Origin of the sequence: Roseicella frigidaeris (assembly GCF_003258945.1) — a bacterium.
Classification (GTDB): domain Bacteria; phylum Pseudomonadota; class Alphaproteobacteria; order Acetobacterales; family Acetobacteraceae; genus Paracraurococcus; species Paracraurococcus frigidaeris.
The window spans coordinates 228,498-252,446 of record NZ_QLIX01000004.1; the positions used below are offsets into that span (position 1 = coordinate 228,498).

The 23,949-nt window shown below is 71.0% G+C and carries 20 protein-coding genes and 1 pseudogene; 7 read left to right on the forward strand and 14 right to left on the reverse strand.

The features are described 5' to 3' along the window. Nucleotides 1-27 precede the first annotated feature (27 nt). Entirely contained in the window at nucleotides 28-699 is a 672-nt protein-coding gene (locus DOO78_RS08330; RefSeq protein WP_111469278.1) for an RraA family protein, read from the reverse strand. Between the two features lie 115 nt (nucleotides 700-814). On the opposite strand from DOO78_RS08330, the gene DOO78_RS08335 reads away from it, so the two are divergent. Beyond that, complete coding sequence (locus tag DOO78_RS08335) at nucleotides 815-1,717, forward strand: LysR family transcriptional regulator (protein ID WP_111469279.1); 903 nt, start codon at nucleotides 815-817, stop codon at nucleotides 1,715-1,717. Between the two features lie 362 nt (nucleotides 1,718-2,079). Here the strand turns inward: DOO78_RS08335 and DOO78_RS08340 are convergent, their stop codons facing one another. Next, the gene (locus DOO78_RS08340) at nucleotides 2,080-3,189 is read right to left on the reverse strand and encodes an enolase C-terminal domain-like protein (protein ID WP_111469280.1); all 1,110 of its coding nucleotides are present in this window, start codon (nucleotides 3,187-3,189) and stop codon (nucleotides 2,080-2,082) included. 131 nt (nucleotides 3,190-3,320) lie between these two features. Between DOO78_RS08340 and glk the strand changes: the two genes are divergently transcribed. The 4 genes from glk (at nucleotide 3,321) to DOO78_RS08360 (ending at nucleotide 7,320) form a co-directional block, all read left to right on the forward strand. Continuing rightward, nucleotides 3,321-4,247, forward strand: a complete 927-nt coding sequence (gene glk, locus DOO78_RS08345) for a glucokinase (protein ID WP_111469281.1) — start codon at nucleotides 3,321-3,323, stop codon at nucleotides 4,245-4,247. Nucleotides 4,248-4,389: 142 nt separating this feature from the next. Then, nucleotides 4,390-4,893, forward strand: coding sequence for a winged helix-turn-helix transcriptional regulator (locus DOO78_RS08350; RefSeq protein WP_111469282.1), 504 nt, complete (start codon nucleotides 4,390-4,392; stop codon nucleotides 4,891-4,893). Further along, on the forward strand, nucleotides 4,886-6,271 hold the full coding sequence (locus tag DOO78_RS08355; protein WP_243634457.1) for an MATE family efflux transporter: 1,386 nt from the start codon (nucleotides 4,886-4,888) through the stop codon (nucleotides 6,269-6,271). Before DOO78_RS08350 ends, DOO78_RS08355 begins: the two co-directional genes overlap by 8 nt. 110 nt (nucleotides 6,272-6,381) lie before the next feature. After that, nucleotides 6,382-7,320 (forward strand): 3-hydroxyacyl-CoA dehydrogenase family protein, encoded by a 939-nt coding sequence (locus DOO78_RS08360; protein ID WP_111469283.1) that lies wholly within the window; start codon nucleotides 6,382-6,384, stop codon nucleotides 7,318-7,320. Nucleotides 7,321-7,374: 54 nt separating this feature from the next. Here DOO78_RS08360 and DOO78_RS08365 read toward each other — a convergent pair whose 3' ends face one another. Next, the gene (locus tag DOO78_RS08365; protein WP_111469284.1) at nucleotides 7,375-8,547 is read right to left on the reverse strand and encodes a M20 aminoacylase family protein; all 1,173 of its coding nucleotides are present in this window, start codon (nucleotides 8,545-8,547) and stop codon (nucleotides 7,375-7,377) included. Nucleotides 8,548-8,810: 263 nt separating this feature from the next. Then, nucleotides 8,811-10,031, reverse strand: a pseudogene (locus tag DOO78_RS08375) (C1 family peptidase). Between the two features lie 166 nt (nucleotides 10,032-10,197). Between DOO78_RS08375 and DOO78_RS08380 the strand changes: the two are divergent. Beyond that, entirely contained in the window at nucleotides 10,198-10,596 is a 399-nt protein-coding gene (locus tag DOO78_RS08380) for a protease inhibitor I42 family protein (protein ID WP_111469287.1), read from the forward strand. 51 nt (nucleotides 10,597-10,647) lie between these two features. On the opposite strand, the gene DOO78_RS08385 is transcribed toward DOO78_RS08380, so the two are convergent. From DOO78_RS08385 to DOO78_RS08420, 8 genes are all read right to left on the reverse strand, one after another. Continuing rightward, the gene (locus DOO78_RS08385; protein WP_165838791.1) at nucleotides 10,648-11,490 is read right to left on the reverse strand and encodes an amidohydrolase family protein; all 843 of its coding nucleotides are present in this window, start codon (nucleotides 11,488-11,490) and stop codon (nucleotides 10,648-10,650) included. 269 nt (nucleotides 11,491-11,759) lie between these two features. Next, the gene (locus DOO78_RS08390) at nucleotides 11,760-13,022 is read right to left on the reverse strand and encodes a TRAP transporter large permease (RefSeq protein WP_111469289.1); all 1,263 of its coding nucleotides are present in this window, start codon (nucleotides 13,020-13,022) and stop codon (nucleotides 11,760-11,762) included. Beyond that, nucleotides 13,019-13,618, reverse strand: a complete 600-nt coding sequence (locus tag DOO78_RS08395) for a TRAP transporter small permease (RefSeq protein WP_111469290.1) — start codon at nucleotides 13,616-13,618, stop codon at nucleotides 13,019-13,021. The genes DOO78_RS08390 and DOO78_RS08395 overlap by 4 nt, the downstream gene beginning before the upstream one ends. A gap of 1 nt (nucleotide 13,619) precedes the next feature. Then, nucleotides 13,620-14,615, reverse strand: a complete 996-nt coding sequence (locus DOO78_RS08400) for a TRAP transporter substrate-binding protein (protein WP_111469291.1) — start codon at nucleotides 14,613-14,615, stop codon at nucleotides 13,620-13,622. A gap of 58 nt (nucleotides 14,616-14,673) precedes the next feature. Further along, nucleotides 14,674-15,717, reverse strand: a complete 1,044-nt coding sequence (locus tag DOO78_RS08405) for a transketolase family protein (RefSeq protein ID WP_111469292.1) — start codon at nucleotides 15,715-15,717, stop codon at nucleotides 14,674-14,676. Continuing rightward, on the reverse strand, nucleotides 15,714-16,565 hold the full coding sequence (locus tag DOO78_RS08410) for a transketolase (protein WP_111469293.1): 852 nt from the start codon (nucleotides 16,563-16,565) through the stop codon (nucleotides 15,714-15,716). The genes DOO78_RS08405 and DOO78_RS08410 overlap by 4 nt, the downstream gene beginning before the upstream one ends. A 58-nt stretch (nucleotides 16,566-16,623) precedes the next feature. Next, the gene (locus DOO78_RS08415; protein WP_243634458.1) at nucleotides 16,624-17,499 is read right to left on the reverse strand and encodes an SDR family NAD(P)-dependent oxidoreductase; all 876 of its coding nucleotides are present in this window, start codon (nucleotides 17,497-17,499) and stop codon (nucleotides 16,624-16,626) included. After that, complete coding sequence (locus DOO78_RS08420; protein WP_111469295.1) at nucleotides 17,496-18,470, reverse strand: LysR substrate-binding domain-containing protein; 975 nt, start codon at nucleotides 18,468-18,470, stop codon at nucleotides 17,496-17,498. Before DOO78_RS08420 ends, DOO78_RS08415 begins: the two co-directional genes overlap by 4 nt. 97 nt (nucleotides 18,471-18,567) lie before the next feature. On the opposite strand from DOO78_RS08420, the gene DOO78_RS08425 reads away from it, so the two are divergent. Further along, the gene (locus DOO78_RS08425; protein ID WP_111469296.1) at nucleotides 18,568-20,550 is read left to right on the forward strand and encodes a transketolase family protein; all 1,983 of its coding nucleotides are present in this window, start codon (nucleotides 18,568-18,570) and stop codon (nucleotides 20,548-20,550) included. Between the two features lie 52 nt (nucleotides 20,551-20,602). On the opposite strand, the gene DOO78_RS08430 is transcribed toward DOO78_RS08425, so the two are convergent. Both DOO78_RS08430 and DOO78_RS08435 read right to left on the reverse strand, forming a co-directional pair. Continuing rightward, nucleotides 20,603-21,907 (reverse strand): MFS transporter, encoded by a 1,305-nt coding sequence (locus DOO78_RS08430; protein ID WP_111469297.1) that lies wholly within the window; start codon nucleotides 21,905-21,907, stop codon nucleotides 20,603-20,605. Between the two features lie 172 nt (nucleotides 21,908-22,079). Then, nucleotides 22,080-23,303 (reverse strand): ABC transporter substrate-binding protein, encoded by a 1,224-nt coding sequence (locus tag DOO78_RS08435; protein WP_111469298.1) that lies wholly within the window; start codon nucleotides 23,301-23,303, stop codon nucleotides 22,080-22,082. Between the last annotated feature and the right edge of the window lie 646 nt (nucleotides 23,304-23,949).

Consider the following 23,949-nt stretch of genomic DNA (forward strand, 5'->3'; position numbering starts at 1 on the left):
GTCCGCTCTTTTTCGTGGGCTTGGCGTTCAGGCTCGGATGCCCATCTGACCGAGCAGGCCGTGCAGCCAGCTCTGGTGTTCGGTGCCTTCTTCGATCTCGGCCATGATGATCTGTTCCGCGCGCAGCTTTGCCTGAGCGGCGGCGATCGTGTCGGCGAGGCGGTCGGGTGCGATGAAGACGAGCCCATCCTCGTCGCCCACGACGATGTCGCCCGGGTTCACCGCTTGGCCGCCAATGATGACCGGGCCGTTCAGATGTGCCGGGCCCGACTTGTACGGGCCGCGATGGACGACGCCGCGCGCGTAGCAGGGGAAGTCGCCGCTGGCGAAGCTGGCAACGTCGCGGATGGCGCCATCGATGACGAAGCCGGCGCAGCCACGCGACACGGCGTAGGCGCACATCAGGTCGCCGCAGAGGGCGTTGTTGAGGTCGCCGCCCGCGTCGACGACCAGCACATGGCCCGGTCGCATCTGCGCCGGCGCCTGGTACATGCCGAGATTGTCGCCCGGGCGCGAACGGACGGTCAGGGCCGTCCCCACCAGCATTCCCTGGCGATCGTACCTGTTGAGGCCGGTCGCGCCGATGAGACGATCCATGTTGTCGCTGAGCAGCGGCGTGGCGAGCGCGCGGAGCGCGGCCTCGTCCACCGGCGTCAGCGTGGGCGGCAGGATCGGCTGGAAGACTGTGATGGCTGGCATTGGCACCTCCGATGACCGGAGACATGCCATCACTGGCGGATGGAAAAAAACGATTTGATGCAATATTAATACATGCTATTAAGGAATGTATGGGCGAAGGAGATGCTGGCCCGTCATGCCCACCATCAAGCAGCTGGAAGCCCTGCGTTGGATCGTGGCTCTCGGCAGCTTCGAGAGGGCCGCCGAGCGGCTTCACACCACCCAGTCAGCGATCTCGAAGCGGATCCAGGAGCTGGAGGCAGAGTTGCGGACGCCGGTGTTTGACCGGGCCCAGCGCAGCTCCCGCCTGACGACGAAGGGCGAGGTCATCATGGCGCTTGCGGAGGAATTGCTGTCGGTGCGCGACCGCATCCTCGCCGTGGGGACAAGCCATGCTGTTGCGATGCGGCATCTGCGCTTCGGCGTGACGGAGCTGACGGCCATGACCTGGCTGCCCGCCTTCGTTGGCGAACTGCGTGCCTCCTATCCGAACGTCGTGCTGGAGCCAGAGGTGAATCTGAGCGCCGACCTGTTCGAATCCCTGAAGAAGGGAACGCTCGACTTCATCATCGTGCCGACTGCGTTCCGCGCGGCGGGAGCCCGCCGCGTGCCCCTGGCCAACGTGCAGAATTCCTGGATGTGCAGTCCCGAGCTCTTCCACGAGCGGCGCGTCATGCGCTTGGAAGAGCTGGCCCGCTTCAACATCCTGACGCAAGGCGAGCGTTCGGGCTCGGGACTGGTCTTCGGTCACTGGCTGGAGGAGAAGAACATCAAGCTGCCACGGATGCTCACCAGCAATAGCTTGGTTGCGCTGATCGGTCTGACGCTGGCGGCAACGGGGGTCAGCTACCTGCCCCAGGCATGCTTCGACGGCCTCGTTGAGCAGGGCAAGCTATGGGTGATCTCGACGGACCCGCCGCTGCCCGCCGTCACCTACGCAATGATGTTTCGCCCCGACGAATCCAACAACGTGGTGGAATCCATTGCCAGCATCGCCAGGGCGACCTGCAATTTCTCAACCCCCATCCGCTGGACCTGACAGCGGCGCGGCGGCGATGCATGGGCGTCGTGCCGCGTGCGGCGACGGCCGACCGTGCCGCTGATTGACCTGCGCCCCTGAACTGGATCCGGGAAGGATGGGAGAGTTGGCCTCCTGGAGGAGGTCAGGATGGCAGGGAAGCGTTTGACGCCGGAACAGATCAATGGGCGGCTGCGGGCAACCGATGGCGGCCGGCCTGGGGCTGGGCGGGCACGATCAGTTGCAGCACGTCATCGCCAGCGCGGCCTGGGACGACGCGCCACTGTGCTGGCGGCAGGGCATCAAGGGCCCGCTCCTGGCCCGGTTCGTGGCCACCCGCGTCCGGGTCGGCGGTGGACCGGTCTGGATCGTGTCCACAGAATCTAGTCCAGCACCGCCACCGTCTTCCGCGCGATCAGGTCGAAGTCGATCTCGGCGCCGAGGCCGGGGCCCTCCGGCGCCCGCACCAACCCGTCGCGCCCCAGCTCGATCTCCTTCGCCAGCCCGTATTTGTGCGCACCGTCCGGCAGCAGCACCTCGAAATAGGTGGTGTTGCGGATGGCGCAGGCGACATGCAGGTTCGCCACATTGTTCAGGCTGTTGCCGCCGTGGTGGATCTCGTAGGTCATGCGGAAGGCCTCGGCGAGATGCGCGGTCTTCAGCAGGGTGGTGATGCCGCCCTTCACCGCGACATCGCCGCGGAGATAGTCCGTTGCCTGCAGCATGATCCAGGGCGCGTAGCTCTCCAGCCCGGCGGCCGGGTATTCCGTCGCCATGATCGGGATGTCGAGCTTCTGGCGCAGCTTGACGTAGTTGGTGATGTCCTGGTCGTGCAGCGGGTCCTCGTACCAGAGGAAGCCCAGCCGCTCGATGGCGCGGCCGACCCGGATGGCGGCGGGGAAGTCGTAGGACCAGGTGGAATCGAGCATCAGCGGGAAGTCGTCGCCGACCGCGCGGCGCACCGCCTCGCAGACCTTGATGTCGGTGGCGGGATGCTGCGGCGGGTGGATCTTGTAGGCGGCCCAGCCGGCATCGCGGAAGGCGACCGCCTCCTCGGCATAGGCCCCGGCGCCGTCCAGCACCTGCGAGCTGGCATAGGCCGGGATGCCATGCCGGCAGGTGCCCAGCAGGCGATGGATCGGCATCCCCGCCGCCTTGCCCGCCAGGTCCCAGAGCGCGACATCGACCGCGCCGATCGAGCGCACCGAGACCAGGCGCGAGAAGGGCCAGAGCCTGGCGTTGATCGCCTCGCGCTCCAGCGGGTCGCGGCCCATGAGCAGGGGCTTGAGGAAGCGGATCAGCCCCGGCCCGTCATTCGCCGCCGTATGCGTCGCCGAGCCGAGGAAGGCGTGGCCGGTCAGCCCGGCATCGGTGCCGATGCTGAGCAGGCCGAGGGCGGAGGCGCCGCTCTCCATCCGCGAGGCGGCGTGGTAGCGGGTCGGCGGGATGCCGTCCCAGGCGAAGAGGGTGAGCGAGACCCGGTCGATCTGCATGGCGGCGTTCCTTCCCTGGAGGGAGACGCTACCGGCGCCCGGCGCCTCGCGCCACCGGGCCTTGCCGCCGGACCGTGCCACCGGGCGCGGGATCGTCGATTCACGCCCCCGGGCGCGGTAGAACGGGGCGCATGCACACGCTCATCGCCGATATCGGCGGCACCAATGCCCGTTTCGCGCTGTTCGACGGCCGGACCTACAGCCCGCCCTTCCGGCTGGCGCTGGACACGGTCGGCAGCATCGCCGAGGCCGCGGCAGGCTATCTCGCCACCCGTCCGCAGCCGGAGGCGGCGGTCTTCGCCGTCGCCGGCCCGATGAAGGACAACCGGGTGCGGCTGACCAATCGCGGCTGGGTGGTGGACGGGGCCGAGATCGCCGGTCTGCTCGGCATCCCCCAGGTGCGGGTGGTGAACGATTTCGCCGCCCTCTCCGCCGCCCTGCCGGACCTCACGGGCGAGGATCTCTTCCCCCTCGGCGGCGGCCCGCCGGAGCCGGGGGCGCCCATGGCGGTGCTCGGCCCCGGCACCGGGCTCGGCGTCGGCGCCTTCCTGCCGCCGGACCGGGTGCTGGTGACCGAGGGAGGGCATGCCAGCCTCGCCGCGCACGACCCGCGCGAGGCGGCGGTGGTGGAGTGGCTGCGCGGCCGGCACGGCCATGTCTCGGCGGAGCGGCTGCTCTCCGGCCAGGGGATCGAGAACATCCATGCGGCGCTGGTCGCGCTCGATGGCGGCGGCCGCCCGGAACTCGAGGCGGCGGCGATCACCGCCCGGGCGCTGGCGGGCGAGTGCCCGGTCTGCCGCGAGGCGCTCGAGATGTTCTGCGCCGTGCTCGGCGGCGTCGCCGGCGACCTGGCGCTGCTCTATGGCGCCCGCGGCGGGGTGTATGTCGGCGGCGGCATCAGCCCGCGCTTCCCGGAATTCATCGCCACGTCCCGCTTCCGCCAGCGCTTCGAGGCGAAGGGCCGCTTCCGCGATTGGCTGGCGCCGATCCCGGCCTGGGTGATCATGCATCCGGATGCGGCGATGGTCGGGCTGGCGGCCCTCGCCCGCCGCGGCTGAGCCCGGCCCCCCTCGGCGCCCGACCCGGGGAGGCCGTTGCCGCCCAGGGCGGAGGGCCGGCACCTTGGCTTGCGGCCCGCAAGCGGCTTGCATCACGCAAGCTCCGATGCTTGCATGTCGCAAGCCAGCAGGGAAACCGTCCATGGGCCGCACCGATTTCCTGGGGATGCGCTGCCCCGTCGCCCGCTCCATGGCGGTGCTCGGGGAGCGTTGGGCCATGCTGGTCCTGCGCGAGGCCTTCTACGGCACCACGCGCTTCGATGCCTTCGAGCGGCATCTCGGCATCGCCCCCAACATCCTCTCCGCCCGGCTGCGCGACCTGACCGAGCACGGGCTGCTGGAGCGGGTGCCGCTCGGCGAGGCGAAGGGCCCTGGCGCCCGGCACGAATACCGTCTCACCGAGAAGGGACGCGACTTCTTCCCCGCCTATCTGGCGCTGAAGGCCTGGGCGGATCGCTGGATGACCGGGCCGGAGGGGCCGCTGGTGGTGCTGCAGGAGGCGGCGACAGGCCGCCCGGTCGAGTCGCCCCCGCCGCTCGGCGCCGATGGCCGGGTGCTGCGGCCGGAGGATATCCGCGTGCTGCCCGGGCCGGGGGCCGGCCGCGCCACGCGTGCCCGCTTCGGCGGGGAGGCGGCGCATGGCTGACGGCGCCATCGCGGCCCCGGCGAGCAACACCGCCCCGGCCGCCGCCCCGACCACTGCGATGACGGCGCCGCCGCCGCTCGGCGTGCTGCTGCGGCGGGTGCTGCAGCTCGCCGCCCCCACCACCCTGGTCGCCGCGGTGCAGTCGCTCTGCCAGCTCTTCGAGCCCTGGCTGGCGGCGCGGCAGGGCACGGCGGCGCTCGCCGGCTGGGCGGTGGTGCTGCCCTTCGCCCTGCTGCTGCAGCAGATGTCGGCCGGCGCCATGGGTGGCGGCGTGGTCTCGGCCATCGCCCGGGCGCTCGGGGCGCAGCGGCGGGAGGAGGCCTCGGCGCTGGTGCTGCACGCCGTGGTCATCGCCCTCGGCTTCGGCCTCGCCTATGCGGTGCTGCTGGCCGGCTTCCCGCGCGAGATCCTCGGCCTGATCGGCGGGCCCGAGGCGGCCGAGGCGGCCTCGGCCTATTGCGCCTGGCTCTTCGGCCTCGGCGCCATCCCGGCCTGGCTGGCCAACACCCTCGCCTCGGTGCTGCGCGGCGGCGGCCGGCATGCCCTCGCTTCGCGCGTGCTGCTGCTCGCCTGGCTCTTCTACCCGCCACTCGCCTGGGCGCTGATGGAGCCGGCCGGGCTCGGCCTCGCCGGCGCCGGCATCGCCTTCGCCGTGATGATGACGGCGGCGACGATCGGCATGGCGGCGGTGGTGCTGCGCGGCGGCGCCGGCTTCCGCCCGACGCTGCGCCTCCGGCTGCAATCCGCTCTGTTCGGCCGCATCCTCTCGGTCGGGCTGATCGCCTGCGTCATGGCGACCATCGCCAACCTCACCACCATCCTGGTGACGGCCCGCATCGCCGCGCATGGCGCCGCCGCGGTCGCCGCCTATGGCGTCTCGGCGCGGCTGGAATTCCTCATGGTGCCGCTCGCCTTCGGCGTCGGCTCGGCGCTCACCGCCCTGGTCGGCCGGGCGGTCGGCGGCGGCGACTGGGCGACGGCGCGGCGCACCGCCTGGTCCGGGGCGCTGCTGGCGCTGGCCGTCACGGCGAGCGTCGGCTTCGCCGTGGCGCTCTTCCCCGGCGCCACGGCGCGCGCCTTCAGCGGCGATCCGGCGGTGGTCGCCATCGCCACCCAGGCGCTCGCCATCATCGGCTGGGCGCTGCCCGGCTTCGGCGTCGGCATGGCGCTCTACTTCGCCTCCATGGGCGCGGGGCGGATGCGCTGGCCGGTGGTGGCGGCGGTCTCGCGCATCACCCTCGCGGTCGGCGGCGGCTGGCTGCTGGCGGATGTGCTCGGCCTCGGCCTGCCCGGGCAGTTCCTGGCAGTCGCACTCGGCATCACCGCCTACGGCGCCATCACCGCCGCGGCGGTGCGGCCGGGCATCTGGTCCCGATGACCGGCCATCCGGCCATCGCCGCCGCCTCCTGCCGCCGGGCCGTGGGCGCCGCGGTTTCCGCTTCCGGCGATCACGCTCTATAGCCTGCGGATCGAGGAGGACGATCCAGCATGCCAGAGGATTCCGAGCCGCCGCAGCGGCACGCCGCCATCATCGGCTTCGGCCTGATGGGTTGCGACATCGCCGCCATCTTCCTCGCCGGGGGATGGCGGGTGACGGCGGTCGAGCCCGACCGCGCCAACTGGCCGGCGCGGCTCGATCGCGTCGCCCTTTCCCTCTCCCAGCTCGGCGCCGCCCCGGCGCGGGTGGATGCGCTCGATCTCGTCGCGGCGCTCGAGGATGTCGGCTTCAACGACGCCGAGGCGGTGATCGAGGCGGTGCCGGAGCGGCTGGACCTCAAGCGCCAGGTCTTCGCCGCGCTCGACCGGCTGGTGCCGGCGGGCATCCCGGTGGCCAGCAACGCCTCGGGCTTCCGCATCACCGACATCGCCGAGGGCTGCGCGACGCGCGACCGCATGGCCAACCTGCACTTCTTCCTGCCGGCGCATCTGGTGCCCGGCGTCGAGGTGGTGAAGGGCGAGCACACCGAGGACACCGCCTGCGAGCGGCTGGCGGCGATCATGGCCGATCTCGGCCGGGTGCCGATCCGGGTCGCGCGCGACGTGCCGGGCTTCCTCGCCAACCGCATCCAGCACGCCATGGTGCGCGAGGCCTTCAACGCGCTGGATGAGGGCCTCGCCTCGCCCGAGGATGTGGACAAGGCGGTGCGCTTCACCTTCGGCATGCGCATCATGGGCGCCGGGCCGATCCTGCAGAAGGAACTGGCGGGGCTGGAGACGCAGCTTGCGGCGCAGGCGACGATCTATCCCTCGCTCTGCAACCGCAGCACGCCGGGCCCGACCATCACCCGGCTGGTCGAGGCGGGGAAGCTCGGAGCCAAGACCGGCGAGGGCTTCTGGGAATGGACGCCGGAGAGCGCCAAGGCGGCGCGCGAGCGCTACGAGCGGATGCTGCTCGCGGCGCTGGAGCTGCTGCGGCGGGAGGGGTGATCCCGGGCGGCGATGCCCCCGGCGGGCGCGCCCGGAGCGCGCCCGCGAGGCGCCTCAGCCGCGCGGCAGCTCCTGCTCGACCAGGGCGGCGAAGTAGCTGGCGCCGACCGGCAGCATCGCGTCGTTGAAGTCGTAGCGTGGGTGGTGCACCGGCACGCCGCCGCGCGCCGCCTCCTGCTGGCCCATCATGACGAAGGCGCCGGGGCGGGCGAGCAGCATGAAGGAGAAATCCTCGCCGCCCATGATCGGCGGCGCCTCGCCGATCACCTTCGCCGCGCCCAGCACCTTCGCCGCCGCCCGGGCGGCGCGGGCGGTCTCCTCCGGGTGGTTCACCGTCGGCGGATAGAGCCGGGTGTAGACCACCTCCGCCGTCGCCTCATGCGCCGCCGCGATGCCCTCGGCGATCTGGGCGATCCGTCGCTCCATCATGTCGCGCGTCTCAGGCTGCAGGGTGCGGACGGTGCCCTTCAGCTCGGCCGCGTCGGGGATGACGTTCATGGCGCTGCCGGCCTGGAACATGGTGATGCTGAGCACCGCGCTGTCGAGCGGATCGGTCCGCCGCGACACCAGCCCCTGCAGCGCCACCAGCACCTGCGCGCCGATCAGCACCGGGTCGATCGTCGCATGCGGCCGCGCCGCATGGCCGCCGATGCCGCGGATGGTGATCGAGACGCGGTCGGAGGCGGCGAGCACCGTGCCCGGCACCACCTTCGCCTCGCCGAGCGGCAGGGTCGGGTCGTTGTGGATGCCGTAGACGGCATCGCAGGGGAAGCGCTCGAACAGCCCTTCCTGCACCATGACGTTGCCGCCGCCGCCGCCCTCCTCGGCCGGCTGGAAGATGAAATGCACCGTGCCGTCGAAATTCCGCGTCTCGGCGAGGTAGCGGGCGGCGCCGAGCAAGGTCGCGGTGTGCCCGTCATGGCCGCAGGCATGCATCCGCCCCGGCACGGTCGAGCGGTGCGGCACGTCGTTCTGCTCGGTCATCGGCAGGCAGTCCATATCGGCCCGCAGCCCGATGCTGCGCCCGCTGCCGCCGTTGCGCAGCACGCCGACCAGCCCGGTGGTGGCGAGGCCGCGATGCTCCTCGATGCCCCAGGATTCCAGCTTCCGCGCGACGATGTCGCTGGTCCGGTGCTCCTCGAAGCCGAGCTCGGGATGGGCGTGGAAATCCTGGCGCCATTCGGTCATTTCGGGTGCGAGGGCGGCGATGCGGTTGAGGACGGGCATGGAAAGGCTCCGGGTCGGCAGGCGGGCCAGTGTAGCGCCCAGCACGGGCCGGGTCTGTCACGGCGCGATCAGCTTTGCCGGCGGCCTCCCGGGATCAGGTCTCCGGGGCTGCTGGGCCATGGGCCCCGATGTGCGACCGCATCGGGACCCAGGGCCGTGTCCAGCCGAGCGCGGGCTGCTCACCCCGGTGCGGACCATGGTCCAGCGCTCTGTTTGGTCGCGTGAGTCACGCCTTCGGTGAGTCCACCTCAGGCGATCACGCTTTAACCGTTGGGCCGCAGGATCAGGTTCAGCGCCTCGGGCCGCGGCGGCGGCTGTACCTTCAGGTCGAGCTGCTTCATCTTCTGCAACCACTCGGGCCGCAGCACGAAGCGGTTGCTGACCGCATCCACCCAGGCCGTGGCGATGCCGATATTGTTGGAATTCCAGGCAACCCAGGCATAGCCCCGCTCACTGCCGAAGCCGCCGGTCCCGCCCCAGGCCGGCCCCCAGGAGTTCTTGATCAGCCAGGCGCGCTTCGCATCGTCCCAGCCGACGATGACGACGCCGTGGTTGATCCAATCGAAATGCTGGCTGCTCTCGTCGAACACCGCATCGGTGCTGTCGTAAGCCTAGAAGGCCGGCGTCGCCTGCAGGGCGGTGGCGAGCGGCCCATGCGCGCAGAGCGCCTGCTTGATCGCCTGCACCGGCGGGATGGTGCCGACATCATTGGCGACGAAGCCCCAGCTCGCCGCCCGGAACGGGGTGGCGATGTTGCCTGGGCAGGACTGGTGGTCATCGCCGGTGAAGGGCGCGCTCTGCTCATGGGCTGCGCCATGCGTCAGCATGTAGTCATAGACCGGCATCCACCAGCCGCCGGCGCAGGTGCCGGCGCCAGCGCAGTTCAGGATCTGCTGCTCGGAGGTGTTGATCTGCGCGCCGTTGCGGATGGCGTAGCTGCCCTCATAGGCGCCCATGGCGGTGAAGTCCCAGCAGGTGCCGCAGCTCTGCGCCTTCACCGGCGTCACCTTGCCGCTCCGTCGCCAGTCGAAGGCCGCGGCCTGCGGTGAGCAGGCGGCCAGCAGCTTCGAGAGGTCGACCCGCCCGAGCCGCGCGCTGTCGATGTCGATGCGCCGGAGCGCTGCCGCCCGCTGGTTGACCGTCGCGGCGATGCCGGGCTGCGACCGCGGGATGCGGGTGCCGGCCAGCACCTCGAGCGGCAATTCGAGGGCCGGCGTGTAGCCGACGCTGAAGCGGCCGCCCTGCTGCGCCACCTGGGCGCGGATGCTCGCCAGCCTGTTCTGGATTTCCGGCGAGAGCGCCTGCTCGCGCGTCACCGCCTCCGCGGGGGAGAAGGACAGGACGCGTCGCACCTCGGCCGGCGCGATGGCCTGCGTCGCGGCGGGGGCGGCGGGCTGGCCGCGCGCGCCCGCGATGCCGAGGATCGCGGCGCAGAGGCCCGCGATGCCCGTCCGGACCGTGCTCCGGACCGTGCCATTCTGCATGCAGTCTCCTCCTCATGGCGTGGCCTGCCGCTCGGCGCCCGCCAGGGGACCTCCCCCGGACCCCGTGGGCAGGACACGCGCTGGAACCGCCGGCCCGGGCGGGCGAGGATGGGCGCACGCGATGGCGGCCCCTCGGCCCGGCCGGCCGGATGAGGAGTAACGAGGCATGAAGAGGCGTGCTGTGCTGCTGCACACCATGGCTGCGGCCGCGCTGGGGGTCGCAGGATGCGGCGCGGCGGAGGCGCCGCGGATGGTCGTCGTCTCGCCCGAGCAGGACGGCGCCAGCATCGCGCTCCGCATCGGGGAGCGGCTGCGGCTGCGGCTGCCGGCCCAGCTCGGCACCGGCTATTCCTGGGCGCCCGATCCCGCGCCCCGGCTGCTGCGGCCGACCGGCCAGCAGGTCGAGGCGCCGGAACGCACCCGGCCGGGCGGCACCGAGACGCAGGTCTTCGACTTCACCGCCGCCGCCACCGGCCGCGAGACGCTGCAGCTCGCCTATCGCCGGCCCTGGGAGCCGGGGACGCCGGCGCGACGGTTCCGCCTCCAGGTCGAGATCGCGCCATGATACGGGGTGACGAAAAGCGCCGGTTATGTCAGGCGTTGAGGCCCTTGCGGGTCACGACCTCCTCGGTGACCAGCCATAGGCCTTCGCACAGGCTCCGCCCATGAGCATCGATCGCTCGGCATCGGTCAGGCGATCGGTGTCGAGGAAGGGCCTGACGGCCTGTTCGTAGTTCACGACGGCGAATGCGCGGGTCCAATCGGTGCCCCACAGGCAGCGATCGAAGCCCCAGGCATCGAATATGCGGGCCAGCGGATCCCAGATATCCGGAAAGGGATACGGCTCCCGCGACAGCGTGCAGGCGCCGCTGACCTTGATCACGGCATTCGGGCGCCTGGCGAGCTCGAGCACCTTCGGGAGATCGGCCCAGGGTTGCGGCGGCGCCGGGGGCACGCGCGGCTGCACGATGCCGAGATGATCAATGATGAAGCGCGTCTCCGGATGGCGGTCGATGACCGTGGCGCCGGCCTCCAGATTGCCCCAGCACAGGATGTTCACCGGGAAATCGTGCTGCCTGGCCGCGCGCAGGATCCGGTCGAGGCCGGGATCGGCTGGATCGCGCTCCGCTTCCTTGGGAAGCATGATGCGGATGCCGACGGTGCCGGGCGTGCGCTTCCAATCCGCGATGACATCGGCAACAGCCGGATCGTCCGGATCGACGGGCTTGACGATGGCCATGCGATCGGGGTGGGCGCGTTGCACATCCACGGCGTAGCTGGCGTCGTAGCGGTACATGGAGAACGACGAGATGAAGATCGCGCCGTCGACGCCGACCTTGTCCATCGCCGCCACCATCTCGTCGCCCGTGACATGGGCGGGCCAGTTCGGCACCGTGTGCCAAGGGCGCTGCGGCGTATTAGCCTCGTAGGCATGCACCTGTGAATCGATGATCGTCATCGGACAGTTCCTCCGTGCCATGCGAGCTTGGCGACCGCGAGAGCCTGCTGTCCAGAGGGGGCGACCGCCAGCGGCGGCTGGCCGTGAAGGGGTGGCGCGCCGTCCATGGTGATGAAGGGCGGCACGGGTCGCACGCGACCCGGCCCATCCTTGCCGGCTGCCCCATCGCCCCAGCCATCACGGCGCCAGACGGGTGAAGACCCGGTCGTGGTGACCGAGGGAGACGCGGCCGTTCAAGCGGCGCCCAATCACCCCTCGACGCTGCGCGTTCAGAATCGGATGGTGAGGGCCGGCACGTAGCTGATCAGCGCCAGCAGGGCGATCGCCACCCAGAAGAAGGGCCACAGCGCCCGCGTCGTCTCCGCCATCGAGCTGCCGGCGATCGTCGAGGAGATGAACAGCGTCGTGCCGACCGGCGGCGTGTAGAGCCCGATGCCGAGGTTGATCACCATGATGAGGCCAAGCTGCAGCGTATCCAGCCCGATCGTCTGCGCCAGCGGCACGAAGATCGGCGCCAGCAGCAGGATCGCCGGCGCCAGGTCCAGCGGCCCGCCGATCGCCAGCATGATCAGGTTCATCGCCAGGATCACCAGCCAGGGCGCGTGCAGCGTCGTCGAGACCCAGTCGGCGAAGCGCTGCGGCACCTCGTCATAGGTCAGGATCCAGCTCGCCGCCGCGCTGCCCATGATGACCATCATGACGATGCCGGTGGCGATGCCAGCATCGATCATCGCCTTGCGGAAGCGCGCCCAGGTCATGTCGCGGTACAGCGCCAGGCTGGCCACCAGCGCGTAGAGCACCGCCATGACGGCGATCTCGGTCGGGGTGGCGAAGCCGAAGCGCAGCGCGACCAGGATCAGCACCGGCAGGATCAGCGCCGGCAGGGCGTAGAGGCCGAGCCGCAGCAGCCGGCCGAGGTCGAGCGGCGGCGCCTCCGCCGCCAGGTTCAGCCGCCGCGCCTGCCACCAGCAGACGGCAACGAAGCCGCCGGCCATCAGGATCCCCGGCAGCACGCCGGCCATGAACAGGTCGCCGATCGAGACGCCGCTGACGACGGCATAGAGGATCATCGGGATGGAAGGCGGGATCAGGATGTCGATCACCGCCGAGGTCGCGTTGTTGGCGGCGCAGAGCCCGGCCGGATAGCCCTGGCGTTTCTGCCAGGGGATCAGCACCGAGCCGAGCGCGCTGGCATTGGCGACCGCGCTGCCGGAGACGCCGCCGAACACGACCGAGCCGACGACGGTCGTGGACAGCGCGCCGCCCTTCAGCCGCTGCATGATCTCGCCCGAGAAGCGCAGCAGCTCCTCGCCGAGCTTGCCTTCCATGATCAGCGTGCCCGCGAGGATGAAGAAGGGCAGGGCCAGCATGGGGAAGGATTGCGTCTGCTGGAACATCTGCTGCGCCACCAGCATCAGCGGCATGGTGCCGTCCCAAAGCAGCGCGATGCCGGAGGCGATGACCAGGGCATGCGCCACGGGGACCACCGCGACCATCAGCATGGTGAAGGAGAGGATGAGGGCGAGGCTCATGTCGGCTGCTCCTCCGGCACGGGTTGCGGCAGGGCCTCGGGCCCCAGGACGGCGATGCGCAGCAGGATCGTCAGCGTGCCGAGCGCCAGCAGGGCGCAGCCCGCGGCGATCGCCCAGTAGCCATAGGAGCCCGGCAGGCCAAGGGCCGGGCTGCGCTCGATGGCGACGATCTCCGCCACCTCCAGCGCCTGGCGGCACAGCGCCAGATAGGCCAGGATGACCAGCGCATGGCCCGCCAGCAGCAGCGCGCGCCTGCCGCCGCGGGTGAGCTTGCCGAGCAGCCATTCGACGGCGATATGGCCGCCGCGCTGCACCGCCAGCGCGACGCCGGCCATGATGAACCAGGGGAAGATCTGCTGCGGAACCTCCTCGGCCCAGTCGAAGCCGCCCGTCGCCAGCACGTAGCGGGCGATGACATTGGCGGTCAGCACCGTCATCAGCGCCGTGCCCGCCAGCAGCAGCACGCCCTGGCAGAGCAGGGCGATGGCGCGGTCGACCGCCTCGGTCGCCGCGATCAGGCCACCCTTCGGCGCCGCGCCGCCGGATGCCATGGCCGAGCCGGCGGCGGCCGCCTCGACGTCCTCGGATCGCGCCATGTCACGCCGCCGCGGCCGCGCGCAGGCGCTTCACGAAATCGCCGAAGGGCTTGGCTTCCCAGCGCTCGGCCACCGAGGCGGTCGCGGCGCGGAAGGGCGCCTGATCGACCTGGTTCACCGCGAGCGCGGCATTCGCGCGGAACTCCGCCAGCAGCTTCCGGTCGATCTCCTGCGAGAGGCCGCGCTGATAGGTGGCGGCCTCCCGGGCCGTCTCCTGCAGGAGCTTGCGATCCTCCGGCTTCAGCCGGCCCCAGGCGATGCGGGAAACCAGGACCGGGTTGCACTCCCATTTATGGCCGGTCAGGGAGATGTACTTGTTCACCTCGAACAGCTTGGAGGATTGGATGTTCGCCAGCGGATTCTCCTGCCCGTCCACCACGCCCTGCTGCAACGCGACGTAGAGCTCGCCGAAATTGATCTGCTGGGTGGCGGCGCCGAGCGATTGGAAGATGTCGATCGTCATCGGGTCGGGCGGCGTCCGGATCTTCAGCCCCTTCAGGTCGGCGGGCTGCGCGATGGGGCGCTTGCTGTTGGTGGTGTGGCGGATGCCGTTGTCCCAGAAGCCGAGCGAGATCAGCCCGACGCCCTCGAAGCGCCTGGCCAGCTCCTCGCCGATCGCGCCGTCGACCACGCCATAGGGCGCCGTCGCATCGGCAAAGAGAAAGGGCAGGCCGAGCGCGGCAAGCTCGGGCAGCACCGCCGAGGCGGCGCCCTGGCTGTTCACTGAGAGATCGAGCGTGCCGGTGCGCAGCGCCGTCAGCATCGCCGCATCGTCGCCGAGCTGGGCGGAGCCGGCGACCCGCATCTCGATCCGGCCGTTGCTGCGCTCCTTCAGCAGCGCCGCCATGCGCTCGGCCGCGAGGCTGCGCGGATTGCCCGGCGCGGCGCCATGGCCGAGGGTGAGCTTGAGCTGGCCCTGCGCCTGCAGGAGGCCGGGCATGGCGAGCAGGCCCGCGGCGCCGAGCAGCGCGGCGCGGCGGGTGGTCGGGATATTCATGGTCGTTTCCTCCGTTTTATGGGGTGCTGGAGCAGATCCCACTCGAGTGGGAAATGCCCTAGCCGAGCCAGCCCTTGATGTTGGCCGACATCGCCTCGGCGGATATGCCGTAGCGGTCGTGCAGCGTCGGCAGCGCGCCGGCATCGAGGAAGGCATCGGGCAGCGCCACCTGGCGGAAGCGCGGCGGGATCACACCGCTCCGCAGCAACAGGGTCGCCACGGCCTCGCCGAGACCGCCGATGACGCTGTGATTCTCGGCGACGACCACCATGCGCCCGGTGCGGCCGGCTTCGGCGAGGATGGTCGCCTCGTCCAGCGGTTTGATGGTCGGGACGTGCAGGACGGCGGCGCCGATCCGGTCGGCCTCCAGCCGCTTTGCAACCTCCAGCGCCCGCATGGTCATGAAGCCGGAGGAGATGATCAGCACCTCGCCGCCGTCGCGCAGGCGCTTCGCCCTGCCGAGCTCGAAGCGGTAGTCGTATTCGTCCAGCACCAGCGGCACGTTGCCGCGCAGCAGGCGCATGTAGACCGGGCCGTCATGCGCGGCGATCGCGGGCACCGCCTGCTCGATGTCGAGCGCGTCGCACGGGTCGACGATGGTCAGGTCCGGCATGCCGCGAAAGATCGCGACGTCCTCGGTCGCCTGGTGGCTGGGGCCGTAGCCGGTGGTCAGGCCCGGCAGGGCGCAGCAGATCTTCACCGGCAGGCCTTCCTCGGCGATGCCCTGGCTGATGAAGTCGAAGGTGCGGCGCGAGGCGAAGGCGGCATAGGTCGTGACGAAGGGCACGAAGCCCTCATGCGCCAGGCCGGCCGCGGCCAGCATCAGCAGCTGCTCCGCCATGCCCATCTGGTAGAAGCGGTCCGGATGGGCCTGGGCGAAGATGTGCAGGTCGGTGTATTTCGCCAGGTCGGCGGTCAGGCCCAGCACCTCGGGGCGCGTCCGGCCGAGTTCGACCAGGGCGCGGCCGAAGGGCGCGGGGCTGGTGCGCTGATCGGCGCCCGCCAGCGAGGCGATCATCGCCGAGGTCGTCAGGCGCGGCTTCGACGGGTCCTGCGGCGCGGCCGGGATGCCGCGCCAGGAGCGGCGCTGCGTGCGGTTCATGCGGTCCTCCCGTCGTCCAGGGCCTTGATGGCCTCCGCCCATTCATGCGCCTCGACGCGCAGGAAGTGCGACTTCTCCCGCGCCTCGAGGAAGGGCACGCCCTTCGCCATCCTGGTGTCGCAGATGATGACGCGCGGTTGCGGGGCGGCATGGTGGCGCGCGGCATCGAAGGCCGCGACCAGCGCCGCGGTGTCGTTGCCGTCCACGCGCTGCACGAACCAGCCGAAGGCCTGCCACTTGTCCTGCAGCGGCTCGAAATTCAGGACGCCGGTCGAGACGCCATCGGCCTGCATCCGGTTCACGTCGACGACGCAGATCAGGTTGTCGAGCTTGTGGTGACCGGCGGACATCGCGGCCTCCCAGATCGGGCCCTCGTCCAGCTCGCCATCCGACATCAGGTTGTAGACGAAGCGGTCGGAGCGCTTCCGCTTCAGCCCCAGCGCCATGCCGACGGCGATGCCGAGCCCGATGCCGAGCGAGCCGCCGCTGATCTCCATGCCCGGCGTGTAGCTCGCCATGCCCGACATCGGCAGGCGGCTGTCATCGGTGCCATAGGTCTCGAGCTCCGTCTCCGGGATCACCCCGGCCTCGATCAGCACGGCATAGAGCGCGATGGCGTAATGGCCGATGGACAGCAGGAAGCGGTCGCGGCCCTCCCAGTGCGGGTCCTCCGGCCGGTAGCGCAGGGCGTGGAAATAGGACACGGCCAGCACATCGGCGATGCCGAGCGCCTGGGCGATGTAGCCCTGGCCCTGGACCTCGCCCATCCGCAGCGCGTTGCGGCGGATGCGATAGGCACGCTCCTCCAGGCCCGGTGCGTTGGCACGCACCGCCGATGGCGCTTCCATGGCGCGCTTCCTCCTGACGTTTCGTGGAAAGGGCCGCGGCAGCCGCCGCGGCCCGGCATCAATGGATCAGCATGCCGCCATTGACGTCGATGACGGCACCGGTGACATAGGCCGAGAGGTCGGAGGCGAGGAACAGATAGATCCGCGCCACGTCGATCGCGTCGCCGAGCCGGTTCAGCGGAATGCCCTTCAGGATCTCCGACTTCATCTCGGGCGTCAGCTTGCCGCCGGTGATGTCGGTCTGGATCAGGCCGGGCGTGACCATGTTCACGCGGATGCCGTCCGGCCCGAGCTCCCGCGCCATGGCCTTGCCCAGGCCCAGCACGCCCGCCTTCGCCGCGGAGTAGTGGGGGCCGCCGAAGATGCCGCCGCCGCGCTGCGCGGAGACGGAGGACATGCAGGCGATGGCGCCCTGCTTGCGGGCCCGCATATGCGGGATGAAGGCCTGGCTGAGATAGAGCACGCCGGTCATGTTGACGTCCACGACGCGCTGCCAGTCCTCCGGCGTGATCTCCATGGTCTTCACGGGCTGGGAGATGCCGGCATTGTTGATGAGGATGTCGATCCTGCCGAAGGCGGCGATCGCCTGCTCCGCGGCCTGGCGGCAGCTGCCGAGGTCGGCGACGTTGCAGCCGATACCGACATTTCCCTCGCCGAGTTCGGCGGCGGCCTTGCGCGCGCCCTCGTCGTCGAGATCGAGAATGGCGACGCGCGCGCCATGCTCGGCGAACAGCTTTGCGGTGGCGCGGCCGATCCCGCGGGCGCTGGCGGCGCCGGAGATCACGGCGGTCTTGTTGGCGAGCAGCATGGGCGACGTCCTCCTCGTTTCTTTCGGAAGGAATGCCGCAGCAACCGCTTCACCGGCAAACGAGTAATTTGCGCCGATCGGTGACTTCAGCTCATCGATCCGAGGTTGCGAGGCGGGTGCCGTCACCCGGCGACCTGCGGCCGCACCCCTGCCCGCTCGCGCTCGCCCGCGATCCACTCTGGCTCGTCGAGATGGATGTCGAGATGCAGCTCCTTCGCCAGCCAGCCGAGGAACAGCACCATGGACCGGGCATAGCGCTTGGCGCGCGGCGCCAGCAGCCAGTGCCCGGTATAGATCACATCCTCCGCGATGCCCCGCAGCGGCTGCACAAGCCGGCCGGAGTCCAGCTCCCGCTCCGCCAGCAGCGTCGATTCCAGCGCGACGCCGAGCCCGTCCGCCGCGGCGCTGAGCGAGATGAAGCTGCGGTCGAAGCGCGGCCCGCGCGGCGGCGGCGCCGCCAGGCCATTGGCGGCGAACCAGGCCGGCCAGCGCACGCGCTTGTTGTCGCTCTCGATCAGCGGTTGCCCGAAGAGGTCGCGGGGCGTGCGGATCGCCGCCGCCAGGCCGGGGGAGCAAAGCGGCGTCACGGTCTCCGTCCCCAATGGCAGCACCAGCATGCCGGGATGGCCGGCACCGCCGAAGAACTCCGGCGGCGGGGCACCATAGACGATATCGGCATCGAATTCATCGGCGAGGAATTTCGTGTAGTCGGTGCCGGCGGCGATGCGCAATTCCAGCCCCGGGCAGTCCTTCAGCAGCCGCCCGAGCCGCGGCACCAGCCATTGCGCCGCGAAGCTCGGCGCGCTGTGCAGCTTCAGCAATTGCGGCCGGCGGGAGGCGACGCTGCCGATGCCGAGCTGCAACTCGCCGAAGCCGCGCTCGACATGGCGCATCAGGGTCTCGCCCTCCGGCGTCAGGCGGATCGACCGGCCCTCGCGCTCGAAAAGCAGCGCGCCGAGATCGCGTTCGAGGCCACGGATGGCATGGCTGACCGCGCTCGGCGTCAGGCCGAGATCGTCGGCGGCAAGCCGGAAGGAGCCGGTGCACCCCGCGGCCTCGAAGGCGCGCAGCGCGGTCAGGGGCAGGTGCGGAGCCATGGCCAAGCATGAACTCTGCTCACCGATGCACGCAATATTCTCGCTTGTCGGTGAAACCGATGAAGGGGCACATCCCGGCCAAAACCCGGAGGAGCCCATGTCCGTCGATCCCCGCCGCCTGGCGCATGCGATCCGCTTCCTCGCCATGGATGCCTGCGAGCGCGTCGGCGAAGGCCATCCGGGCACGCCGCTCGGCGCCGCCGAGACCGCGACGGCGCTGTTCACCCGGCACCTGAAATTCAACCCTGCCGATCCGCTCTGGTTCGACCGCGACCGCTTCGTGCTCTCCGCGGGCCATGGCTCGATGCTGCTCTACGCGCTGCTGCACCTCACCGGCTATGCCGGCATGCCGATCGAGGCGATCCGCAGCTTCCGCGAGCTCGGCTCACCCTGCGAAGGGCATCCGGAATACTGCCCGGCGCATGGCATCGAGGCGACGACGGGGCCACTCGGCCAGGGCGTCGCCAATGCCGCCGGCATGGCGGTCGCCGAAGCCTTCCTCGCCGCGCAGCTCGGGCCCGGGATCGTCGATCATCGCAGCTACGCCATCCTCGGGGATGGCTGCCTGCAGGAAGGCGTGGCGCAGGAGGTCACCTCCCTGGCGGGGCATCTGCGTCTCGGCAAGCTGTGCTGGCTGTGGGACGACAACCGCATGACCGATGACGGCGCCATCGGCATCGCGCAGAGCGAGGATCTGCCCGCGCGCTTCCGCGCCGCCCACTGGCAGGTGCTGGAGGTGGACGGCCACGACATCGACGCGGTGGATGCCGCGCTGCGCCTGGCGCGGCGCGATCCGCGGCCGAGTTTCATCGCCTGCCGCACCATCATCGGCCGTGGCCTGCCGGACATCGAGGGCACCAGGGCGGCGCATAGCGGCAAGCTCACGCGGGCGCTGACGGATGCGGCGCGCCGGGCGCTGGACTGGCCGCATCCCGCCTTCGAGATCCCCGCCGAGATCGCCGCGGCCTGGCGCGAGGCCGGGCGGCGCAGCCTGCCGCAATACGAGGCCTGGCAGGGCCGCGTGGCCGCGCTCCCAAAGGAGAAGCGCCGCCTGCTGGACCGGCTGCGGGAGGGCCGCCTGCCAGAGGGCTGGCAGGACGGGCTGCGCGCCTATGCCGGCCGCGCCGCGGCGGAGGGCCTGACCCAGCATGGCTGGAAGACCTGCGGCGAGTTGGTCGATCTCGCCGCCGCGGCGATCCCCGAGATGCTCGCCGGCGCGCCGGACCTGGAGGCAGCGACGCAGCACAAGCGCCGGCTCCACGCCTTCACCGCCGAGGACCGCGCCGGCCGCTACCTGCATTACGGCGTGCGCGAGCATGCGATGGGATCGATGCTGAACGGCATCGCCGCGCATGGCGGCGTGGTGCCCTCCGGCGTGACCTATCTGGTCTTCTCGGATTACGAGCGGCCGGCCTTCCGCATGGCGGCGATGATGGGCCTGCCGGTCCTCTTCGCCTTCACCCATGACAGCATCGGCATCGGCCGCAACGGGCCGACGCATCAGCCTGTCGAATATCTGGCCTCGCTGCGCGCCATCCCCAACCTGCTGGTCTTCCGCCCCGCCGATGCCGTGGAAGCGGCGGAATGCTGGGAGCTGGCGATCGGCCATCGCAGCGGCCCGTCCTGCCTGATCTTCGCCCGCCAGCCGCAGGAGGCGGTGCGGCGCGAGGCCGGCGGGAACCGCAGCGCCCGCGGCGCCTATGTCCTCGCCGAGGCGGAAGGCGGGCCGCGCGCGGCAACCCTCCTGGCGACGGGCACGGAGGTCGCGCTGGCGCTGCGGGCGCGCGCCCTCCTGGCCGCCGAAGGGCTGCCCGTCGCCGTCGTCTCCATGCCCTGCTGGGAGCTGTTCGAGCAGCAACCGCGGGACTACCGCGCCGCCGTGCTTGGCGATGCGCCGCGCATCGGGGTGGAAGCCGCGGTGCGGCTCGGCTGGGATCGCTGGATCGGACCGGAGGGGGCGTTCATCGGCATGTCCGGCTTCGGGGCCTCGGGCGCCGAGGATGATCTCTGGCGCCATTTCGGCATCACCGCCGAGGCGGTTGCCGCGGCGGCCAGGGACCAGGCGGCGGGACCGGCGTGACGAAGACTGCGGAGCAAACCGGAAGCCCGTGATGAGCGGCCAGGCGAGCCCCTCAGGCGGCGGCGCGGCCCGGAACCAGCCTGACGCCGCGCGGCGCCGCGATCCAGATCGCGGCCGCGGACACCACGCACAGCAGGACGGCCAGGAGGAAGGAAAGGTCGTAGCGTCCGGTCGCGTCATGGACCGCGCCGGCGACCCAGGGGCCGGCGGCCCCGCCCGCGATCATCGCGACGTTGAGGGTGCCGAAGATGGTGCCGAAATGCGGCCCCTCGAAGATCTCCGCGACGATCGGCCCCATCACCGAGGTCAGCGCGTAGCCGAGCAACCCCTGGGAGAGGACCATCACCCAGAGCAGCGCCGGCGACGGCACATGGCCGAGCGCGATCAGCGTGGCGTAGCAGACCGCGAAGCCGAGGCAGCCGATCGACCACACCCACTCGCGCCCGATACGGTCCGACAGCGCGCCGAGGCCGATCTGCCCGGGAATGGCCACGACGGCGACGATGCCGAGGGCCCAGGCGCCCACGGCGGGGCTTAACCCGATCTCGACCAGATACTTCGTCTGGTGGACCTGCACGGCATACCAGGCGAAGAGCGCACAGGAATAGCCCAGCGCAATCCACCAGAAGCGGCCCGTCCGGACCGCCTTCGCCAGGGTCCACTCGACCGATGCCCAGGCCGGATCCACGATGTTCGCGCCGCGCCGAGAACCGGCGGGACCCGCGGCGCGTGCCGCACCATCCGGCAGCAGGCCGATATCCTCCGGGCGGCGCCGCACCAGGAGGGCCAGCGGACCGATGACCACCAGCACGAGCAGGCCCATGGCCCGGCAGGCCGCCCGCCAGCCATCCCGGTCGATGGCCGCCTGGAACCAGGGCAGCAACACCACCGCGCCGGCGCCGACGCCCGCGAAGGCGAGGCCGATGGCCATGGCGCGGCGGCGGACGAACCAGTTGGGCAGGTAGAGGGATTGCACGGTGAAGCCCATGAGGTTCGTCCCGGCCCCGACCAGCACGCCGAGCGTGGCGTAGAGATGCCAGGGCGCCACGATCATCGGCGCCAGGAGCAGGCCGGCGGCCATCATGCAAACACCGATGCAGATCACGAAGCGCGGGCCCTGCCGGTCCACCGCCCGTCCGGCGACCGGGCTCAGGACCGCCGAGACAAGGAAGCCAAAGGAAAAGGCGCCGGCCACGATCCCGCGTTCCCAGCCGAACTCGTCGAGCAGCGGCGGCAAGAGGAGCGAAAAGGCGGTGCGCGCGCTCACCGCGACGCCCATGGTGACGAAGGCGACGGCGATGACCACCCAGCCATAGTAGAACGGCAGACGCGGTGCGAGGCGACGGGCGGGATCCATCCTGGTCGGCGTCAGCGATCGAGCGCGATCATGGTGGGAGGCGCCCCGGTCGTCCTCGCCAACACCATCGCCTGCATCCGTCCTCTCCTCCTGCGAGCCGGCGCCGTCGAGCCGGCGGCGAATCGCTGATCGGCCTGTGCCGATACGGCAGCCGGGGCGGCCCGGACCGAGCTCATCCGCCGCGGACCAGCGGGCAGCCGCCCTGGTCGATGGGGCGGTAGGCCTCCTCCGCCGGCACCTCCCGCTCGAGCTTGTAGACGTCGTAGCGCCCGCGGGATTCGGCCGGCGCCTTGACGTTGAAGACATAGACGGGGCTGATGCGGCGCCCGTCGGCGCGGATCGCGCCGCGACCGAAGATCGCATCCTGCGTCGGCAAGGCCTTCATGCGGGCGACCACGGCCTGCCCATCCGTCGACTGGCCCGATGCCTCCACCGCCCGCAGGAAATGCGTCACCGCCGCATAGACATTGGCCTGCAGGTCGGTCGGCATGCGGCCGCCCATCCGCTCGCCGAAGCGGCGGGCGAAGGCGCGCGTCCCGTCGTTCAGGTCCCAGTACCAACTCCCGACCACGGTGGCCCCCTGGGTCGCCTCCAGGCCGAGCGAGACGATATCCGAGATGTAGACCGCCAGGCCGACGACGCGCTGGCCGCGCCGCGCGAGGCCGAATTCCGAGGTCTGCTTCATGCTGTTGATGAAGTCCGCCTGGGAGTTGGCGAGCGCCACCACCTTGGCGCGCGAGGCCTGCGCCTGCAGCAGCACCGAGGAGAAGTCGGTGGTCCCGAGCGGATGGCGCACCGCGCCGAGCACCGCGCCGCCGGCCCGCGTCACCGCCTCCATGGACTGCTTCTCGAGATCATGGCCGAAGGCGTAATCCGCGGTCACGTAGAACCAGCTCGTGCCGCCCGCCTGCACGAGCGCTCGGCTCGGGACGTTGGACATCGACCAGGTATCGAGGGCGTAGTGGATCAGATTGGGCGAGCATGCCTCCCCGGTCAGCCGGCTGGCCACCGCCGCCGTCACCAGGGCAACGCGGTTGGCGGTGCGCGCCACCTCGCCGACCGCGAGCGCGATGGCGGAGTTGGGCAGGTCCACCACCGCATCCACGCCTTCCGTGTCGAACCATCGGCGCGCCAGGGCGGAGCCGGTATCGGCACGGTTCTGGTGATCGCCAGACAGGATCTGCACCGGCAAGCCGGCGGCGCGGCCGCCGAAATCCTCGGCTGCCAGTTGCGCCGCGACCACCGAGCCCGGGCCCGCCACATCGGCGAAGCTCCCCGACAGGTCGCTCAGGATCCCGATGCGGATCGCCTCGCGCTTCGCCGGGGGTTGCGCCAGCGCGGGCAGCGCCGTGAAGCCGGCCAGCGCGGCCGCCAGAATGGCCCAGCGTCGCATCATGCGTGTTCCTCCCTCGACCGGCGTCCCGCGCCCGTGCCAGCATCCCGGCGGGCGACCTCGCATAATGCCCGACCCGGCTGACCGTGAGGCCGAGCGCCGTGCGCGCCCCTGCTAGGAAGTCCGCGGAGCGGCGATGAAGGCGGGCTCCGCGATGGAGCGCGCATCGCATAGGCGGCACGCTGGCCGACCGGCCTGGCACTTTCCTCGATCAGGTCTGGATCGACACAGCCGCTGCTGTTCCCGGCGAGATGCGTCTCGCCGTCGTCGGTGACCGCCATCTCGCTATTCATGCGCAGATGGGCCTCGGTGTGGCGGCTCTGGCCGCCCCGCTCCTGGCGCGCCGCCCGTTCGAGCGTCGCGACGCCGCATCCAACGGCGAGCACGTCGAACCGTGCCTCCGGCATGGCGCATCCCCCCTTTGTCGGGAAGCATGGCATGCGCCTTCCGGACCCGAAAGACGCCCGCTGCATGCATGGTTGAGCCGGCCGACAGGATGGTTCATGGGGGCGCCGACCCGCTTCTGCGCGTCCTGAACGCATGTCGGGTCAGCCGCGCGGAGGCTCTGCGCCGCCACGACCCGCGGCGCCCCGGCAGGGCTGCGCCGGCGCCTCAACGGCCGGGTGATGGCAGGTGCCACCCGAAGCCC

What these genes read in the sequence shown, in the direction of transcription:
- DOO78_RS08330 (WP_111469278.1), bottom strand. Translation starts at nt 699, where the DNA reads ATGCCAGCCATCACAGTCTTCCAGCCGATCCTGCCGCCCACGCTGACG.
- DOO78_RS08335 (WP_111469279.1), top strand. Translation starts at nt 815, where the DNA reads ATGCCCACCATCAAGCAGCTGGAAGCCCTGCGTTGGATCGTGGCTCTC.
- DOO78_RS08340 (WP_111469280.1), bottom strand. Translation starts at nt 3,189, where the DNA reads ATGCAGATCGACCGGGTCTCGCTCACCCTCTTCGCCTGGGACGGCATC.
- glk (WP_111469281.1), top strand. Translation starts at nt 3,321, where the DNA reads ATGCACACGCTCATCGCCGATATCGGCGGCACCAATGCCCGTTTCGCG.
- DOO78_RS08350 (WP_111469282.1), top strand. Translation starts at nt 4,390, where the DNA reads ATGGGCCGCACCGATTTCCTGGGGATGCGCTGCCCCGTCGCCCGCTCC.
- DOO78_RS08355 (WP_243634457.1), top strand. Translation starts at nt 4,886, where the DNA reads ATGGCTGACGGCGCCATCGCGGCCCCGGCGAGCAACACCGCCCCGGCC.
- DOO78_RS08360 (WP_111469283.1), top strand. Translation starts at nt 6,382, where the DNA reads ATGCCAGAGGATTCCGAGCCGCCGCAGCGGCACGCCGCCATCATCGGC.
- DOO78_RS08365 (WP_111469284.1), bottom strand. Translation starts at nt 8,547, where the DNA reads ATGCCCGTCCTCAACCGCATCGCCGCCCTCGCACCCGAAATGACCGAA.
- DOO78_RS08380 (WP_111469287.1), top strand. Translation starts at nt 10,198, where the DNA reads ATGAAGAGGCGTGCTGTGCTGCTGCACACCATGGCTGCGGCCGCGCTG.
- DOO78_RS08385 (WP_165838791.1), bottom strand. Translation starts at nt 11,490, where the DNA reads ATGACGATCATCGATTCACAGGTGCATGCCTACGAGGCTAATACGCCG.
- DOO78_RS08390 (WP_111469289.1), bottom strand. Translation starts at nt 13,022, where the DNA reads ATGAGCCTCGCCCTCATCCTCTCCTTCACCATGCTGATGGTCGCGGTG.
- DOO78_RS08395 (WP_111469290.1), bottom strand. Translation starts at nt 13,618, where the DNA reads ATGGCGCGATCCGAGGACGTCGAGGCGGCCGCCGCCGGCTCGGCCATG.
- DOO78_RS08400 (WP_111469291.1), bottom strand. Translation starts at nt 14,615, where the DNA reads ATGAATATCCCGACCACCCGCCGCGCCGCGCTGCTCGGCGCCGCGGGC.
- DOO78_RS08405 (WP_111469292.1), bottom strand. Translation starts at nt 15,717, where the DNA reads ATGAACCGCACGCAGCGCCGCTCCTGGCGCGGCATCCCGGCCGCGCCG.
- DOO78_RS08410 (WP_111469293.1), bottom strand. Translation starts at nt 16,565, where the DNA reads ATGGAAGCGCCATCGGCGGTGCGTGCCAACGCACCGGGCCTGGAGGAG.
- DOO78_RS08420 (WP_111469295.1), bottom strand. Translation starts at nt 18,470, where the DNA reads ATGGCTCCGCACCTGCCCCTGACCGCGCTGCGCGCCTTCGAGGCCGCG.
- DOO78_RS08425 (WP_111469296.1), top strand. Translation starts at nt 18,568, where the DNA reads ATGTCCGTCGATCCCCGCCGCCTGGCGCATGCGATCCGCTTCCTCGCC.
- DOO78_RS08430 (WP_111469297.1), bottom strand. Translation starts at nt 21,907, where the DNA reads ATGGATCCCGCCCGTCGCCTCGCACCGCGTCTGCCGTTCTACTATGGC.
- DOO78_RS08435 (WP_111469298.1), bottom strand. Translation starts at nt 23,303, where the DNA reads ATGATGCGACGCTGGGCCATTCTGGCGGCCGCGCTGGCCGGCTTCACG.